The organism is Pseudomonas sp. St290, assembly GCF_018325805.1.
GTDB lineage: Bacteria > Pseudomonadota > Gammaproteobacteria > Pseudomonadales > Pseudomonadaceae > Aquipseudomonas > Aquipseudomonas bijieensis.
Window position 1 is genome coordinate 1,860,457 of the sequence record NZ_AP014703.1, and the last position, 17,405, is coordinate 1,877,861.

The 17,405-nt window shown below is 61.9% G+C and carries 13 protein-coding genes; 9 read left to right on the plus strand and 4 right to left on the minus strand.

All coding sequences use genetic code 11. The annotated features are described in order from the left end of the window. Position 1: 1 nt before the first annotated feature. Both PBDP_RS08180 and mnmC read right to left on the minus strand, forming a co-directional pair. Positions 2-1,774 (minus strand): N-acetylglutaminylglutamine amidotransferase, encoded by a 1,773-nt coding sequence (locus PBDP_RS08180; RefSeq protein ID WP_109751379.1) that lies wholly within the window; start codon positions 1,772-1,774, stop codon positions 2-4. Positions 1,775-2,050: 276 nt separating this feature from the next. After that, positions 2,051-4,033 (minus strand): bifunctional tRNA (5-methylaminomethyl-2-thiouridine)(34)-methyltransferase MnmC2/FAD-dependent 5-carboxymethylaminomethyl-2-thiouridine(34) oxidoreductase MnmC1, encoded by a 1,983-nt coding sequence (gene mnmC, locus PBDP_RS08185; protein ID WP_212802066.1) that lies wholly within the window; start codon positions 4,031-4,033, stop codon positions 2,051-2,053. Positions 4,034-4,183: 150 nt separating this feature from the next. On the opposite strand from mnmC, the gene pap reads away from it, so the two are divergent. Both pap and PBDP_RS08195 read left to right on the plus strand, forming a co-directional pair. Then, positions 4,184-5,698, plus strand: coding sequence for a polyphosphate:AMP phosphotransferase (gene pap, locus PBDP_RS08190; protein WP_109751381.1), 1,515 nt, complete (start codon positions 4,184-4,186; stop codon positions 5,696-5,698). A 103-nt stretch (positions 5,699-5,801) separates the two neighbouring features. Next, positions 5,802-6,986, plus strand: a complete 1,185-nt coding sequence (locus PBDP_RS08195; RefSeq protein WP_109751382.1) for a thiolase family protein — start codon at positions 5,802-5,804, stop codon at positions 6,984-6,986. Between the two features lie 154 nt (positions 6,987-7,140). On the opposite strand, the gene PBDP_RS08200 is transcribed toward PBDP_RS08195, so the two are convergent. Beyond that, complete coding sequence (locus PBDP_RS08200; protein WP_109751383.1) at positions 7,141-7,338, minus strand: DUF6316 family protein; 198 nt, start codon at positions 7,336-7,338, stop codon at positions 7,141-7,143. Positions 7,339-7,527: 189 nt separating this feature from the next. Between PBDP_RS08200 and PBDP_RS08205 the strand changes: the two genes are divergently transcribed. After that, positions 7,528-8,490, plus strand: a complete 963-nt coding sequence (locus tag PBDP_RS08205) for a DMT family transporter (RefSeq protein ID WP_212802482.1) — start codon at positions 7,528-7,530, stop codon at positions 8,488-8,490. Positions 8,491-8,617: 127 nt separating this feature from the next. On the opposite strand, the gene PBDP_RS08210 is transcribed toward PBDP_RS08205, so the two are convergent. Next, the gene (locus PBDP_RS08210) at positions 8,618-10,012 is read right to left on the minus strand and encodes a class II fumarate hydratase (protein WP_109751384.1); all 1,395 of its coding nucleotides are present in this window, start codon (positions 10,010-10,012) and stop codon (positions 8,618-8,620) included. A gap of 202 nt (positions 10,013-10,214) precedes the next feature. On the opposite strand from PBDP_RS08210, the gene PBDP_RS08215 reads away from it, so the two are divergent. The 6 genes from PBDP_RS08215 to PBDP_RS08240 all read left to right on the plus strand — a co-directional run bounded on the left by PBDP_RS08215 (position 10,215) and on the right by PBDP_RS08240 (position 17,357). Continuing rightward, positions 10,215-10,736, plus strand: a complete 522-nt coding sequence (locus PBDP_RS08215) for a DUF2059 domain-containing protein (RefSeq protein ID WP_042732949.1) — start codon at positions 10,215-10,217, stop codon at positions 10,734-10,736. 12 nt (positions 10,737-10,748) lie between these two features. After that, complete coding sequence (locus tag PBDP_RS08220; RefSeq protein WP_014337210.1) at positions 10,749-11,048, plus strand: BolA family protein; 300 nt, start codon at positions 10,749-10,751, stop codon at positions 11,046-11,048. Between the two features lie 260 nt (positions 11,049-11,308). After that, positions 11,309-12,250, plus strand: a complete 942-nt coding sequence (gene trhO, locus PBDP_RS08225) for an oxygen-dependent tRNA uridine(34) hydroxylase TrhO (protein WP_109751385.1) — start codon at positions 11,309-11,311, stop codon at positions 12,248-12,250. Positions 12,251-12,286: 36 nt separating this feature from the next. Then, complete coding sequence (locus tag PBDP_RS08230; RefSeq protein WP_178082452.1) at positions 12,287-12,889, plus strand: DsbA family protein; 603 nt, start codon at positions 12,287-12,289, stop codon at positions 12,887-12,889. Further along, positions 12,882-14,708: an ABC transporter ATP-binding protein gene (locus tag PBDP_RS08235; RefSeq protein ID WP_109751387.1), complete on the plus strand. Its 1,827-nt coding sequence runs from the start codon at positions 12,882-12,884 to the stop codon at positions 14,706-14,708. The genes PBDP_RS08230 and PBDP_RS08235 overlap by 8 nt, the downstream gene beginning before the upstream one ends. Positions 14,709-14,897: 189 nt before the next feature. Next, positions 14,898-17,357: an EAL domain-containing protein gene (locus tag PBDP_RS08240; protein WP_109751388.1), complete on the plus strand. Its 2,460-nt coding sequence runs from the start codon at positions 14,898-14,900 to the stop codon at positions 17,355-17,357. Positions 17,358-17,405 lie beyond the last annotated feature (48 nt).

Below are 17,405 nucleotides of genomic sequence, written 5' to 3' on the forward strand. Positions count from 1 at the left end.
ATCAGATTCCTTGCTCGCTGAGCCACAGGTTCAGCGCCGCCAACTGCCACAGCCGCGACCCGCGCAACGGCGTGAGCTGGCCGTTGGGGTCGGTCAGCAGGCGGTCGAGCATGGCCGGGTTGAACAGGCCGCGATCCTGGCTCGGATCGAGCAGCAGTTCGCGGACCCAGGCCAGCGTGTTGCCTTCCAGGTGCTTGAGGCCAGGCACCGGGAAATACCCCTTCTTGCGGTCGATCACCTCGCTAGGGATCACCCGCCTGGCGGCTTCCTTGAGCACCTGCTTGCCGCCATCGGGCAGCTTGAATTTCGCCGGGACCCGGGCCGAGAGTTCTACCAAGCGGTAATCCAGGAAGGGCGTGCGCGCTTCCAGGCCCCAGGCCATGGTCATGTTGTCGACGCGTTTGACCGGGTCGTCCACCAGCATCACCGTGCTGTCCAGGCGCAGAGCCTTGTCCACCGCCGCATTGGCGCCCGGCTGGGCGAAATGCTCCTTGACGAAATCACCGGCGGCATCGTTGGCCGTCAGCCATTTGGGTTGCACCGTGGCGGCATATTCTTCGTAGCTGCGATCGAAGAAGGCGGCGCGATAGGCCGCGTACGGATCGCTGGCGCCATCGACCTGCGGGTACCAGTGGTAACCGGCGAACAGCTCGTCGGCGCCCTGGCCGCTTTGCACCACTTTGCAATGCTTGGCCACTTCCCGTGAGAGCAGGTAGAAGGCGATGCAGTCGTGGCTGACCATCGGCTCGCTCATGGCACGGAATGCTGCCGGCAGTTGCTCGATGATCTCTTTCTCGTCGATGCGCAGTTGGTTATGACGGGTGCCGTAGTGCTTGGCAATCAGGTCCGAATATTGGAACTCGTCACCGCGCTCGCCGCCGGCATCCTGGAAACCAATGGAGAACGTGGACAGGTCTTCAACACCAACTTCGCGCAACAGACCCACCAGCATGCTCGAATCCACCCCGCCGGAAAGCAGCACGCCGACATCCACGGCGGCGCGCTGGCGAATGGCGACCGCTTCACGGGTGCTGTCGAGCACGCGGTCGATCCAGTCTTCCAGGTTCAGGTGCTGTTCGTCGGCCCGGGGACCGTAGGGCAGGGTCCACCAGGTTTTCTGCTCGGTGCTGCCGTCGGCTTCGATCCGCATCCAGGTGGCGGGCGGCAGTTTTTCAATGCCGGCCAGCAAGGTGCGAGGCGCCGGGACCACCGCGTGGAAATTCAGGTAATGGTTGAGCGCCACCGGGTCGAGTACGGGGTTGATATCACCGCCCTTGAGCAGTGCCGGCAACGCCGAGGCGAAACGCAGCCGCTGGCCGGTGCGCGACAGGTACAGCGGCTTGACGCCGAGGCGGTCGCGGGCGATGAACAGCCGCTTGGCATCGCGCTCCCAGATGGCGAACGCGAACATGCCGTTGAGCTTGGGCAGCAGCGCTTCGCCCCAAGCGTGGTAGCCCTTGAGCAGCACTTCGGTGTCGCCACCGGAATAGAAGGTGTAGCCCAGGCCTTCGAGTTCAGTGCGCAGTTCGGGGTAGTTGTAGATCGCGCCGTTGAAAGCCAGGGACAGGCCCAGTTGATTGTCGATCATCGGCTGGGCGGAGCCGTCCGACAGATCCATGATTTTCAGGCGCCGATGGCCCAGGGCAATCGGCCCCTGGCTATGAAAGCCCCAGGCGTCGGGGCCGCGTGGGGCCAGGTGATGGGTGATTCGCTCTACGGCCGCAAGGTCCGCAGGTTGTTGATCGAAACGTAACTCTCCAGCTAATCCGCACATAAGTCCTTACCGGTTTTTCCGTTGGGGAGGGGTCAAGCAGCACGCGCCGACATGGCGGGTACCCTGAAACTGACCGGGGGGATTGCTGTGAGTTTTAGATCGATGCGTTATAAGGCGACGGGTGGCGGCCGCTTGGTCTGCCGTATAACTCAAGGATATGTGGGAGCGAGCCTGCTCGCGATCGCGGTGTGTCAGTCAACCCAGGTACCATCTGAGCCACCGCGATCGCGAGCAGGCTCGCTCCCACAGGATTTGTGGTGGGGGCAAAAATCGGCGTCAGGCCTTGCCCCGAATCAATGCTCGCAACGCAAACCGGTTCGGATGGCAGGCCTCGGCCACGCTGCGGGGCAGTGGCAGCGGTTCGTTGTCCAGCCAGGCGGCGATCAGTTCGCCCGATAGGGGCGCGGTGATCAGGCCGCGGGAACCGTGACCGCTGTTGATGTACAGGCCATCGAGCCACGGACAGGGGGTATCCGGCACCTGGCGGGCGTCCTTGCCCAGCGCTGCATAAGCCTCGGTAAAGGCCTGGCGGTCGGCCAACGGTCCGACGATCGGCAGGTAATCCGGGCTGGTGCAACGGAACGCCGCGCGGCCTTCGAGGTGTTGCGGGTCCAGGGTGGCGGCGTTCAGGCGCTCCACCAGGTCTTGGGAAATTTCTTCGAGCATCCGCAGATTGCCGGCGTGCTCGGCGGCGGTGGGGGTCAGGTCGTCGCTGTTGAAGTCGAAACTGGCGCCCAGGGTGTGTTCGCCCAGCCGTGGCGGGGCCACATACCCTTCGGCGCAAACCACGGTCGCCAGGCTCTGGCTGCGGCTGGTTTGCGGCAGGCGGGTGATTTGCCCGCGAATGCGCTTGAGCGGCAACTCGGCGGCCGGTTCGAAACGCTTGATCTCGGCCGCGCTGGCGAGGATCGCCACCGGCGCACTGGCCAGGCAGCGTTCGCCGTCCCATGCCTGCCATTGGCCGTCGATTCGGCGCAGTTGCAGCACTTCATGATGGGGTTGCACATCAATCCCTGGCTGCGAGGCTTGCCAGCGACACAACGCCGGCGGATGCACCCAACCACCCTCGGGATAAAACAAGCCACCACAGGCCAGGTCGATGCCGGACCGAACCTGCGCCTCCGACTGATCCAGGGTGTGCAGCAAATCCCTTGGGAACGCCTCGGCCAGTTGCGCCTGACGCTCGGCTTCCTTGCCGTTGAAGGCCAATTGCAAGACGCCGCAGGCGTCCCAGTCAACGCCGCGTTGCAGTTGTTCGAGCACGCGCCGGGTGTAGCCGAAGCCGCTGAGGATCATCTGCGATAAAGCGGTGCCGTGGGCCGACAGCTTGAGGTACAGCACGCCCTGGGGGTTGCCGGAGGCTTCCTCGGCCAACCCGGCATGACGCTCCAGCAGCGTCACCTGCCAGCCGCGGGCGGCGAGGCTGGCCGCGCTGGCGCAACCGGCCAGGCCGCCGCCGATCACCAGTGCCCGGCGCTCGCCGATCAGAGTGGTCGGGCGGGCGTACCAGGGTTTTGCCGGGGCTGGTGCGGGTGTCTGCTCCGGCCAGCCAAGAAACACGCCACGAAGGATTTCCCATTTATGGCCGATGCCTGGCGTGCGCTTCATCTTGAAGCCCGCCGCGTTCAGCGATCGACGGACCCAACCGGTGCTGGTGAAGGTGCTGAGGGTGGCGTCGGGTGCGGCCAGCCGGGCCAGTTCGGCGAACAGCTCGGCGGTCCACATCTCGGGGTTCTTCGCCGGGGCGAAGCCATCCAGGAACCAGGCGTCGATCTGCCCGTCCAGTTGCGGCAACTGCTCCAGGGCATCGCCGATCAACAAGGTCAGTGTCACTCGTCCACCCGCCAAAGTCAGCCGCTGGAAGCCCTGGTGGACCGCAACGTACTGCTCAAGCAATTGCTCCGCCTGATGCTTGAGTTGCGGCCACAGCTCCAGTGCCCGGCGCAGGTCCCGGGGGCTCAAGGGGTATTTTTCGACACTGATGAAATGCAGCCGCGCCCCGGTCGGTGCGCACTGCTCGAACAACTGCCAGGCGCAGAGGAAATTCAAGCCGGTGCCAAATCCGGTTTCGCCGATCACCAGCCGCCCGTCATCGGCCAGGGCCGCGAAACGCTCGGCCAGATTGTTCTGCTCGAGGAACACATAACGGGTTTCGTCCAGGCCCGACTGGTCGGAAAAATACACATCATCGAACACCCGCGAGCGCGGGCGCCCCTGGTCATCCCAGTCGAGTTGGGCGTGTTGCTGGATGGGCGTCATGGCAGGCTCGGTCAAAACTGAGCGGCCATTCTAGCCGATCGGTATGGGCTTGCTTGACCCATCGCAATAGAGCGCGCATCTGGATGGAATCTGCTGCACAGGGCCGCATCCAATCCGCTAGTCTTGGCCCATCCCCGGAAGGAGCTGCCCATGTTTGAATCCGCTGAAATCGGTCATGCCATTGATAAAGACACCTTTGAGGCCGAGGTACCGGCCCTGCGTGAGGCGCTGCTGGAGGCGCAGTTCGAGTTGCAGCAGCAGGGCCGGTTTCCGGTCATCGTGCTGATCAACGGCATCGAAGGCGCGGGCAAGGGCGAGACGGTGAAGTTGCTCAACGAGTGGATGGACCCGCGGCTGATCGAAGTGCGCACCTTCGACCAGCAGACCGACGAGGAACTGGCGCGGCCACCGGCCTGGCGTTATTGGCGGATGCTGCCGGCGAAGGGGCGCATGGGGATTTTCTTCGGCAACTGGTACAGCCAGATGCTGCAGGGCCGGGTCCATGGCGAGTTCAAGGACCCGCGGCTCGACCAGGCGATCGCCGGTGCCGAGCGCCTGGAAAAAATGCTCTGTGACGAAGGCGCGCTGATCTTCAAGTTCTGGTTCCACCTGTCCAAGAAACAGATGAAGGCCCGGCTCAAGGGGCTCAAGGATGATCCGCTGCACAGCTGGCGCATCAGCCCGCTGGACTGGCAGCAGTCCCAGACCTACGACAAGTTCGTCAAGTACGGTGAGCGGGTGCTGCGCCGCACCAGTCGCGATTACGCACCGTGGCATGTGATCGAAGGCATGGACAGTTGTTATCGCAGCCTCACCGTCGGACGGATCCTGCTCGACGGCTTGCGCCAGGCCCTGGACCGGTCGAAGGTCAAGCCGCAAAAGGTCAGTGTGGCGCCGCTGCCGGAGTTGGATGGCCAGATCACCTTGCTCGACAGCCTGGACATGACCCGGCGCCTGGACAAGGCCGACTACGAAGAACAGCTGATCACCGAGCAGGCGCGCTTCGCTGGCCTGCTGCGGGACAAACGCATGCGCCAGCATGCCCTGGTGGCGGTGTTCGAAGGCAATGACGCGGCGGGCAAGGGCGGCGCGATCCGACGGGTCACGGCGGCCCTGGACCCGCGCCAATACAGCATCGTGCCGATTGCCGCCCCCACGGAAGAAGAGCGCGCCCACCCTTACATGTGGCGATTCTGGCGGCATATTCCCGCGCGCGGCAAGTTCACCATGTTCGACCGCTCCTGGTACGGCCGGGTGCTGGTGGAGCGGGTCGAAGGGTTTTGCAGCCAGGCCGACTGGCTGCGGGCCTACGGTGAAATCAACGACTTCGAGGAGCAGCTCGCCGATGCCGGCGTGGTGGTGGTCAAGTTCTGGCTGGCCATCGACAAGGAAACGCAGTTGGAGCGTTTCCAGGAGCGTGAGGACATCCCGTTCAAGCGTTTCAAGATCACCGAGGATGACTGGCGCAACCGCGACAAGTGGGACGCCTACCGCGCCGCGGTGTGCGACATGGTAGACCGCACCAGCACTGAGATTTCCCCTTGGACATTGGTGGAAGCCAACGACAAGCGCTGGGCGCGGGTCAAGGTGTTGCGCACCCTCAACCAGGCGCTGGAGGCGGCTTTCGAGCGCAGCGCACGACAGGCTCGCAAGAAGAAGCGCTAGGACGATGAGCACGCATACGCGAGGTGAATGATTGTCGCGGTCGGTTATGCAGTGGATCTATGCTCGATTCACTCTCAACCGACTACAACAATGAGGTACAGCCATGCGTGAAGTGGTGATCGTCGACAGCGTACGGACCGGCCTGGCCAAGTCCTTTCGCGGCAAGTTCAACATGACCCGTCCGGACGACATGGCGGCTCACTGCGTCAACGCCCTGCTGGCGCGCAATGACATCAACCCGGCCAGTGTCGAGGACTGCATCGTCGGGGCCGGGTCCAATGAAGGCGCCCAGGGTTACAACATTGGGCGCAACGTGGCGGTGCTCTCGCAATTGGGCATCGGCACCGCCGGCATGACCCTCAACCGTTTCTGTTCCTCGGGCCTGCAAGCCATCGCCATCGCGGCCAACCAGATCGCTTCCGGTTGCAGCGACATCATCGTGGCCGGCGGCGTGGAGTCCATCAGCCTGACGATGAAAAGCGTCAACACCGACAACCTGATCAACCCGCTGCTCAAGGAGCAGGTGCCCGGGATCTATTTCCCCATGGGCCAGACGGCCGAGATCGTCGCCCGCCGTTACCAGGTCAGCCGCGAAGAGCAGGACCGCTACGCCTTGCAGAGCCAGATGCGCACCGCCAAGGCCCAGGCGGCCGGGTTGTTCGATGACGAAATTATCCCGATGGCGGTCAAATACCGGGTCGAGGACAAGCAGACCGGCGCGGTGCAGATTCTCGATGGCGTGGTCGATCGCGATGATTGCAACCGCCCGGACACCACCTACGAGAGCCTGGCCGGCCTGAAACCGGTGTTTGCCGAAGACGGATCGGTGACGGCGGGCAACTCGTCGCAGTTGTCCGACGGGGCCTCGATGACCTTGGTGATGAGCCTGGAAAAAGCTCTGGCGCTGGGGCTCAAGCCCAAGGCGTTTTTCCGTGGTTTCACCGTGGCTGGTTGCGAGCCGGACGAGATGGGCATCGGCCCGGTGTTTTCAGTGCCCAAGCTGCTCAAGGCCAAGGGCTTGCAGATTGCCGATATCGACCTGTGGGAACTCAACGAGGCGTTTGCCTCCCAGTGCCTGTACAGCCGCAACCGGCTGGAAATCGATCCGGAAAAGTACAACGTCAATGGCGGCTCGATCTCCATCGGCCATCCGTTCGGCATGACCGGCTCGCGGCAAGTGGGGCACCTGGTGCGTGAGCTGCAACGACGCAACCTGCGCTACGGCATCGTGACCATGTGCGTGGGCGGCGGGATGGGGGCTACTGGGTTGTTCGAGGTGGTGAGCTAACCGCAAGCGCTTTTGTGGCGAGGGAGCTTGCTCCCGCTCGACTGCGAAGCAGGCGCCGATCGGTGCGGTTTATTAATCGGCAGGGGGGCCGCTTCGCGACCCAGCGGGAGCAAGCTCCCTCGCCACAAAAATGTTGCGCCAGCCGTGGGAGTGTTTAGCTGGCAACCTGGGTCAGTTGCAGCATGCGCTGCACATACGCCTCCACTTCCCGCAAGGCATCCTCGCGACTGGCGAATGGCCCTTCCTGGGTGCCTTCGCGGGTATTGAAATAGAACTCGCCATTGACCCGGCAGATCCGGTCGCTGCGAAAAATGGTCGTAGGGGCGGGATCCAGGGCGCGTTTGCCAAGCATGTCGGGTCTCCAGGGTGCAGCGAGGTCAGTTTCAAATGAGCATATGTGCAGTCCCTGATTCTCGCCTGTCCAGCCGATCGACGGCTGCGACCCATACAATCCCATGAGCGCCCGACGCCTAACTGTCCCTGTGTCGTGCAGCGATAGACGCCTAGAATGGCCGTTCATGTCTTGAGCTTCGAGGGTTGCATGCACATATCGTCCGGTCGCTGGGTCTATGGTCTGTTCCTCGCCCTGTTGACCGCCTTGCTGTGGGGCATCCTGCCGATCAAGCTCAAGCAAGTGTTGCAAGTGATGGACCCGGTCACCGTGACCTGGTTTCGCTTGCTGGTGTCCGGCGGGTTGTTGTTCATCTATTTGGCGGCCACCCGGCGTCTGCCCAGTCGCAAGGTCCTGGGCCCTCGCGGTGGCTGGCTGGTGGCGATGGCGGTGCTCGGGCTGGTGGGCAACTACGTGTTGTACCTGATGGGCCTGAACCGCTTGAGCCCTGGCACCGCACAACTGGTGGTGCAGATGGGGCCGATCATGTTGCTGGTCGCCAGTCTGTTCGTGTTCAAGGAGCGTTTCAGCGTGGGGCAGGGCATCGGCCTGCTGGTGCTGTTGATTGGCTTCACGTTGTTTTTCAACCAGCGCCTGGGCGAGTTGCTGATGTCCCTGAGCGACTACACCGCCGGGGTCCTGATGGTGTTGCTGGCGTCGACGGTCTGGACGTTCTATGCCTTGGGCCAGAAGCAACTGTTGACGGTGTGGAACTCGTTGCAGGTGATGATGGTGATCTACCTGTTCTGCGCGTTGCTGCTCACCCCCTGGGTACATCCGTTGGAGGCGCTGCAATTGAGCCCGTTGCAAGGCTGGTTGTTGCTCGCCTGCTGCCTCAACACCCTGATTGCCTATGGCGCGTTTGCCGAAGCCCTGGCTCATTGGGAAGCGTCACGGGTCAGTGCGACCCTGGCGATCACGCCGTTGGTGACCTTTGCCGCAGTGGCGATGGCGGCCTGGTGGTGGCCCGACTATGTCCATGCCGAGCAGATCAATCTATTGGGCTATGGCGGGGCGGTGCTGGTGGTGCTGGGGTCGGCGCTAGTGGCGCTGGGGCCGTCGCTGATGGCCGGGCTCAGGGCCCGACGCGAGCGGCTTGCTGTAGAGCGATAGACGGTCGCATGTCCGACATGAATCCACTGTGGGAGCGAGCCTGCTCGCGATGCGGCCTGACAGTCGATGAAGAGTCGACTCATACGTCGCTATCGCGAGCAGGCTCGCTCCCACATGGGGTCCGGCGTTAGCCCTGGCTACCCGCCTCCAGCATATTCTCCGGCCTCACCCAGGCATCGAACTCTTCATCGGTCAGGTACCCGAGCTGCAACGCGGCCTCACGCAGGGTCAGCCCTTCGCCGTAGGCTTTCTTGGCGATTTCCGCTGACTTGTCGTAGCCGATGTGCGGGTTCAGCGCGGTCACCAGCATCAACCCACGCTCCAGGTGCGCGGCCATCTGCTCGGCGTCCGGCTCCAGTCCGGCGATGCAATGCTGCTGGAAGTTGCTGCAACCATCGGCCAGCAGGCGAATCGATTGCAGCAGGTTGTGGATGATCACCGGTTTGAACACGTTCAACTGTAAATGACCCTGGCTGGCGGCAAAGCCGATAGTCACGTCGTTGCCCATGACCTGGCAGGCCAGCATCGACAAGGCTTCGCACTGGGTCGGGTTGACCTTGCCGGGCATGATCGAACTGCCCGGTTCGTTGGCCGGCAACTTCACTTCGGCGAACCCGGCCCGTGGTCCTGAGCCCAGCAGGCGCAGGTCGTTGGCGATTTTCATCAGGGTCACGGCGAGGGTTTTCAGTGCGCCGGACAGGGACGTCAGGGGTTCATGGCCGGCCAGCGCGGCAAACTTGTTCGGTGCGGTGACAAATGGCAGGCCTGACAGCGCCGCCAGTTCAGCGGCGATCGCTTCACCGAAACCATGGGGCGAATTGAGCCCGGTGCCGACCGCCGTGCCGCCCTGGGCCAATTCGCAGACCGCCGGCAACGCCGCGCGGATCGCCCGTTCGGCGTAATCGAGTTGGGCAATGAACGCCGACAGTTCCTGGCCAAAGGTGATCGGCGTGGCATCCATCATGTGGGTACGGCCGGTCTTGACCAGCTTCATATGGCGCGCCGCCAGTTCCGCCAGGCCACCGGACAGCTCGCTGATGGCCGGGAGCAATTGCTGGTGGACGGCCTGGGCGGCGGCAATGTGCATCGCGGTGGGGAAGCAGTCGTTGGAACTCTGGGAGCGGTTGACGTGGTCGTTGGGGTGCACCGGGCTCTTGCCGCCGCGGGGGTTGCCGGCCAGTTCGTTGGCACGCCCGGCGATTACCTCGTTGACGTTCATGTTGCTCTGGGTGCCGCTGCCGGTCTGCCAGACCACCAGCGGGAACTGGTCGTCATGCTGGCCGGCCAGCACTTCGTCGGCGGCCTGTTCGATCAGGCGGGCGATGTCGGCGGGCAGGTCGCCGTTGCGGTCATTGACCCGCGCGGCGGCTTTCTTGATCAGTGCCAAGGCGTGCAGCACCGACAGCGGCATGCGTTCGTTGCCAATGGCAAAATTAATCATGGAACGCTGTGTCTGGGCGCCCCAGTAGGCGTCGTCCGGGACTTCAACCTGGCCCAGGCTGTCGGTTTCGATACGGCTCATCGGGTCAAACTCCTTAAAGGCTGAATGCGCAGTTTAGGCCCAGATGGGCGGTACCGGTTCCCTCAATCTTCCCTCAATCTAGGCGTGGCGGATTCGGCCCGTCAATCGGACCCGACAAGCATCGGGGTTGAGGCCCGGCGTTTTTTAGGCGCAGAATGGTCGCCCTTGGGGTTTTACCTCGCCTGTAATGAAAGGAAACTCGATGACCCGTCTTCGTGCCATCTGTACCGCAGTTGCTCTGGTGTGTGCCAGCGGCCCTGTTTTCGCCGATACCGCCAGCCACAACGCCAGCGCCGAAGCGTTCCTGACCCTGGCGCACGCTGACAAACTGGGCACTCCGGTGTACATGCAAGTGCAGCAGATGTTTGCCCAGCGCTTTGAACAGACCAAGGCCCCTGAGTCGAAAAAAGCCACCCTGGAAACCTACCAGGCCAAGGCCAATGCCGCGCTGGACCAGGCCATCGGCTGGAACAAGCTCAAGCCGGACATGGTCAAGCTCTACACCAGCAACTTCAGCGAGTCGGAGCTCAAGGACCTGGTAGCCTTCTACCAATCGCCATTGGGCAAGAAAGTCCTGGAAAAAATGCCGCAGTTGACCCAGCAATCGGCCCAACTGACCCAAGCCAAGCTGGAAAGCGCGGTGCCGGTGGTGAACAAGCTGCTGGCCGACATGACGGCCGAGCTCGAGCCAAAAGCCGCTGCCCCTGCCAAGAAAAAGCCGTAAGCGGAGCCCGGTATGAGCATGCAACAACGCATCGAATCGACACTCGGGCTCTTGCAGCCTGAGCACTTGCAAGTGCTGGATGAAAGCCACATGCACAGCCGTGGCCTGCAGACCCACTTCAAGGCCGTGGTGGTCAGCCAGCAGTTCGAAGGGCTCAATCGCGTCAAGCGTCACCAGAAGGTCTACGGCACGCTGGGCGAACTGATGGGCGAATTCCATGCGTTGGCGCTGCACACCTACACCCCTGAAGAATGGGCGCAGATCGACGCCGCCCCGGCTTCGCCGACCTGTGCCGGTGGTAGCAAGCACTGAGCGGGCAACCTGCTTTTGGGTGAACAAGTTTTTGTGGCGAGGGAGCTTGCTCCCGCTGGGCTGCGAAGCGGCCCCCTGAGCGACGGCTTTGCCGTCGAGCGGGAGCAAGCTCCCTCGCCACGATAAGCGCTTCGCTTCAGGGCACTTCGCTCCTAAAGCCACATTGTTTTTGTTAGAATCCGCAACGCGCCGCTCACCCGGCGCGTTTTTTTTCGCATCCGGTTCACCCTTTACGAGGGTAGCCACCTGGAGAAACACCCATGGCACAACCCATTGTCGTGGCGGCACTGTATAAGTTCGTCACCCTGGAAGATTACGTCGAGCTGCGTGAGCCCCTGCTCAAGGCCATGCTCGACAACGGCATCAAAGGCACGTTGCTGATCGCCGAAGAAGGCATCAACGGCACGGTTTCCGGTACTCGTGAAGGCATCGATGGCCTGCTGGCATGGCTCAAGAACGATCCGCGCATGATCGACATCGACCATAAAGAGTCGTACTGCGACGAGCAGCCGTTCTACCGCACCAAGGTCAAGCTAAAGAAAGAAATCGTCACCCTGGGCGTTGAAGGCGTGGATCCGAACAAGCAGGTCGGCACCTATGTCGAACCGCAGGACTGGAACGCACTGATCAGCGATCCGGAAGTGCTGCTGATCGATACCCGCAACGATTACGAAGTGGCCATCGGCACCTTCGAAGGCGCCGTCGATCCCAAGACCACCAGCTTCCGCGAATTCCCCGAGTACATCAAAGCCAACTTCGACCCGGCCCGGCACAAGAAAGTCGCGATGTTCTGCACCGGCGGCATTCGTTGTGAAAAAGCCTCCAGCTACATGCTTGGCCAGGGGTTCGACGAGGTCTATCACCTCAAGGGCGGCATCCTGAAATACCTCGAAGAGGTGCCTCAGGAAGAAACCAAGTGGCGCGGCGACTGCTTCGTGTTCGACAACCGCGTCACCGTTCGCCACGACCTCAGCGAAGGCGACTACGATCAATGTCACGCTTGTCGTACTCCGGTCAGCGTCGAAGACCGCGCCTCGGAGCACTATGTACCTGGCATCAGTTGCCCACATTGCTGGGATAAGCTGAGCGAGAAAACCCGGCGCAGCGCCATCGACCGGCAGAAGCAGATCGAATTGGCCAAGGCTCGCAACATGCCGCACCCGATCGGCTACAACTATAAGCAGACATCTTCCGAGGCCTGAACCATGGCGTCACGCTTGCTCTATGTGATGGACCCGATGTGTTCCTGGTGCTGGGGCTTTGCGCCGGTGGCCGAGGCATTGGTGGGGCAGGCGCATGCCGCGGGGGTGGAGTTGCACCTGGTGGTGGGCGGCTTGCGCACCGGCAGCGGTTCGGCGCTGGAGCCGACCACCCGCCGCTACATTCTTGAACACTGGCAGGCCGTCACCCAGGCCACCGGCCAACCCTTCAAGCTTGAAGGTGCGTTGCCGGACGGTTTCGTCTACGACACAGAGCCTGCCTGTCGGGCACTGGTGACGGCCCGCAGCCTGGCCCCGGACCTGGCCTGGAAGCTGTTGAGGCTGATCCAGGAGGCCTTTTATGTGCAAGGCCGTGACGTCACCCACGCCAGCGTCCTGGTGGAGCTGGCCGAACAGGCCGGGCTGCCACGCATCGAATTCGCCGCGGCTTTCGACCGCGCCGACCAACATGTGGCCACCGCTGCGGATTTCACCTGGGTGCAGGACTTGGGCATTGCCGGGTTCCCCACGTTGTTGGCCGAGCGTGACGGCCAGTTGGCCTTGCTGACCAACGGTTACCAGCCCCTGAGCCAACTGTCGCCTTTGCTTGGTCGCTGGCTCGAGCGCGCGGCCTGTGCCTGAGCGGCCGCAAGCTACATCGGCTTCGCCGCGTATCGACCGGTTGAGCTGGACGGAAATCCGTCGCCTGGCCCTCAAGCATAAAAAAGCCCTGTGGATCGCCAACGGCGTGGCTGTGCTGGCGACGCTGTGCAGCGTGCCGATCCCGTTGCTGTTGCCATTGCTGGTCGACGAAGTGCTGCTGGGTCATGGCGATGCCGCCTTGAAAGTCATGAACCATGCATTGCCCATGGGTTGGCAGCGTGCTGCCGGTTATATCGGGCTGATGTTGCTGGTGACCCTGGCCCTGCGCTGTGGCGCATTGCTGTTCAACGTGGTGCAGGCGCGCCTGTTCGCCAGGTTGGCCAAGGACATCGTCTATCGCATTCGCATCCGGCTGATCGAGCGTCTCAAGCGAATCTCCCTGGGCGAGTACGAAAGCCTGGGCAGCGGTACCGTGGCAGCCCATCTGGTCACCGACCTGGACACCCTCGACAAATTCATCGGTGAAACCCTCAGCCGTTTCCTGGTGGCGATGCTGACCCTGGTGGGCACGGCCGGGATCCTGGTATGGATGCACTGGGAACTGGCGCTGTTGATCCTGCTGTTCAACCCGCTGGTGATCTACGCCACGGTGCAGTTGGGCAAGCGGGTCAAGCATCTCAAGAAACTGGAGAACGACAGCACCTCGCGCTTCACCCAGGCCTTGACCGAAACCCTGGATGCCATCCAGGAAGTGCGCGCCGGTAACCGCCAGGGTTATTTCCTTGGCCGCTTGGGGATGCGTGCCAAGGAGGTCCGTGATTACGCCGTGAGTTCGCAGTGGAAAACCGACGCCTCGAACCGCGCCAGTGGTTTGCTGTTCCAGTTCGGCATCGATATTTTTCGCGCGGCGGCCATGCTCACCGTAGTTTTTTCCGACCTGTCCATCGGCCAGATGCTGGCGGTATTCAGCTATCTCTGGTTCATGATCGGTCCGGTCGAGCAGTTGCTCAATCTGCAATACGCCTTTTATGCCGCTGGCGGTGCCTTGAACCGGATCAATGAACTGCTGGCCCGGGCCGACGAGCCTCAGTACACGGGTGTCGTCGATCCGTTCAAGGGGCGTGACACCGTAGGCATCGATATCCAGGGGTTGAGTTTCGGTTACGGTGAAGAACTGGTGCTCGACCAGTTGAACCTGTCCATCTCGCCTGGCGAGAAAGTCGCTATCGTCGGTGCCAGCGGCGGCGGCAAGAGCACCCTGGTGCAGTTGTTGCTGGGGTTGTACACGCCGCAATCGGGCAGCATTCGTTTTGGTGGCGCCACGCAGCAGGAGATCGGCCTGGAGACTATTCGGGAGAATGTTGCAGTGGTGTTGCAACATCCGGCGCTGTTCAACGACACGGTGCGTGCGAACCTCTCCATGGGGCGTGAGTGCAGTGACGACGACTGCTGGCGGGCACTGGAAATCGCCCAGCTCGATGTCACTGTACGGGCGCTGCCCCTGGGCCTGGAGAGTGTAGTAGGGCGTTCCGGGGTGCGGTTGTCGGGCGGGCAGCGTCAACGGCTGGCCATCGCCCGCATGGTACTGGCCAACCCTCGGGTGGTGATTCTCGACGAAGCCACCTCGGCACTGGACGCTGCCACCGAGTACAACCTCCACCAGGCACTGGCGCGCTTTTTGAGTGCACGCACCACACTGATCATCGCCCACCGGCTCTCGGCGGTGAAGCAGGCCGATCGGGTATTGGTGTTCGACGGTGGGCAAATCGCCGAAGACGGCGACCATTTGCAGTTGATTGCCGAGGGCGGTCTCTACGCCCGACTCTACGGTCACTTGCAACAGATACAGCAGCCTTGAGTTTGCGCAACTTTTCTGCGCTTAGTATCGGAAAAAAGCAGGCAAACACGCCGATTTTTCCCAATTCCACGCAAAGCCTGTCGATCTGTTCATCCATTCATTCGAAGGGTTGAAAACTAGCCTAGGCTATTGAGTCAGGAGCGGAATTCTGGCGGGTGTTCGTCCGGCAATACCTGTGCAAGGGACCTCATGAAGCAAAAGCAGACTCTCGGAACACCTCGGCTGCTGGGCATCGTCTGGCCCTTTATCGCCGTTGTGCTATTTCAGGCATTGCTTGGCGGCGTCAGTCTTTACGTGCTGTCCGCCGTTCGCGGCTACGTGGCGGGGGAGAGCCTCTGGTCCAAGGGCCAGAAAGACGCCATCTATTACCTCAATCTCTACGCCGACAGCCGTGACGAGACAATTTTTCGCAAATACCAGCAAGCCATCGCCGTCCCTGAGGGCGGCCATGAGTTGCGAGTGGCGCTGGACCGCGAACCACCGGACCTGAAAGCGGCAAGGGCGGGCATCCTCAAGGGCGGCAATCATCCGGACGATGTGTCCAGCCTGATCTGGCTTTATCTGAATTTTCGTCACTTCAGCTACCTGGAAGAAGCCATCGATCTCTGGACGGTGGGCGACGGCTACCTGATCGAGCTGGACAACGTCGCCCGGCAGATGCACGGCAGCATTAGCGCAGGCCTGGCGTCGGAGCTGGATATCCGGGGCTGGAAGGCCCAGATTTTTGCGATCAATGACTCCGTCACCCCGGCCGCCAAGGCCTTCAGCGATGCATTGGGCGAGGGTTCGCGTTTCATCCTGCGGCTCTTGCTGGTGACCAATTTCGCCACCGCCCTGGGGTTGATCGTCCTGGCGTTGTTGCGTACCCATAAACTGCTGGCCCAGCGACAAGTGTTCGCCAATGCGCTGCAGATGGAGAAAGAACGGGCGCAGATCACCCTGCAATCCATTGGCGACGGGGTCATCACCACCGACGTCGAGGGTGCCATCGCCTATATGAACCCCGCTGCCGAGGCGATGACCCATTGGAAAACCGAACACGCGACGGGCCTGCCCCTGGCCGCGCTGTTCAATTTGCTCGATGACAATGCCCAGACCGAGGGGCTGACCCTGATCGAGCACATCCTCAGCGGCCGGCTCAGCGGCGCCAGCGAGCATTCGAAACTGATCCAGCGCCTGGACGGCAGCACCGTGTCGGTCACCTTGGTGGGCGCGCCGATCCGTCATGCGGGCAAGGTCAGCGGCGCCGTGCTGGTGCTGCATGACATGACCCAGGAGCGTCAATACATCGCCAACCTGTCGTGGCAGGCCACCCATGACGCCCTGACTGGCCTGGCGAACCGCCGGGAGTTCGAGTATCGCCTCGAGCAGGCCTTGCACAACCTTACCCGCCAGGTCGGGCGCCATGCCTTGATGTTTCTCGACCTGGACCAGTTCAAGCTGGTCAACGACACCTGCGGCCATGCCGCGGGCGACGAATTGTTGCGTCATATCTGCGCCTTGCTGCAATCAGGGCTGCGGGAAAACGACACCCTGGCCCGGTTGGGCGGGGATGAGTTCGGGATCTTGCTGGAGAACTGTTCGCCGGAAGCGGCGGAAAAGATCGCCGAAGGGCTGCGCCAGACCGTGCAGAACCTGCACTTTGTCTGGAAGGGGCGGCCGTTCGTGACCACTGTGAGCATCGGCCTGGTGCATATCGCCCAGACGCCGACCACCCTGGAGGCGTCCCTGCGGGCTGCCGACATGGCCTGCTACATGGCCAAGGAAAAGGGGCGTAACCGGGTCCAGGTCTATCACGCCGACGACTCGGAGCTGTCCCTGCGTTTTGGCGAGATGGCCTGGGTCCAGCGCTTGCATATGGCCCTGGAGGAAAATCGCTTCTGCCTCTATGCCCAGGAAATCGCCGCGCTGGGGCCGGGCGATCATGGTGGCGGGCACATTGAAATCCTGCTGCGCCTGCACGATGAAGCCGGGCGGATGATCCTGCCGGACAGCTTCATTCCCGCAGCGGAACGCTATGGCCTGATGACGTCCCTGGACCGTTGGGTGGTGGAAAATGTCTTCAAGATCATTCGCCAATGCCTGAATGATTCGCGACAGGGACCCATGGCGATGTGTGCGATCAATCTGTCAGGCACTACTATCGGAGATCAGGCGTTTCTCGATTTCCTGCGTAAACAGTTTGCGGCCTACTCGATTCCGCCAGAAATGATTTGTTTTGAAATTACAGAAACCAGCGCTATTTCGAATTTGGGCAGTGCGATCCGCTTTATCAATGAACTCAAGAGCTTGGGCTGTTACTTCTCGCTGGATGACTTTTGCGCCGGAATGTCTTCATTCGCTTACCTGAAACATTTACCTGTAGACTTCCTGAAGATCGATGGGAGTTTCGTAAAGGATATGCTGGACGACCCGATTAACCGTGCAATGGTCGAGGTGATCAATCACATCGGTCACGTCATGGGTAAGCGCACGATTGCCGAGTTTGTTGAAACCGCCCAGATCGAGCAGGCATTGCTGGAGATTGGGGTGGACTACGCTCAGGGGTATGTGATCGAACGCCCGCAATTGTTTACCTGCGACACGTTGCAATGTCGGCCGGCCCGGCCCCAGCCGTTGTTATTCAAGGCCCCCGGCACGTTCCGCTGAACCTCTTGTTGATCCGGAAAATCACAATCAAAAGGAGCCCGACAGTGA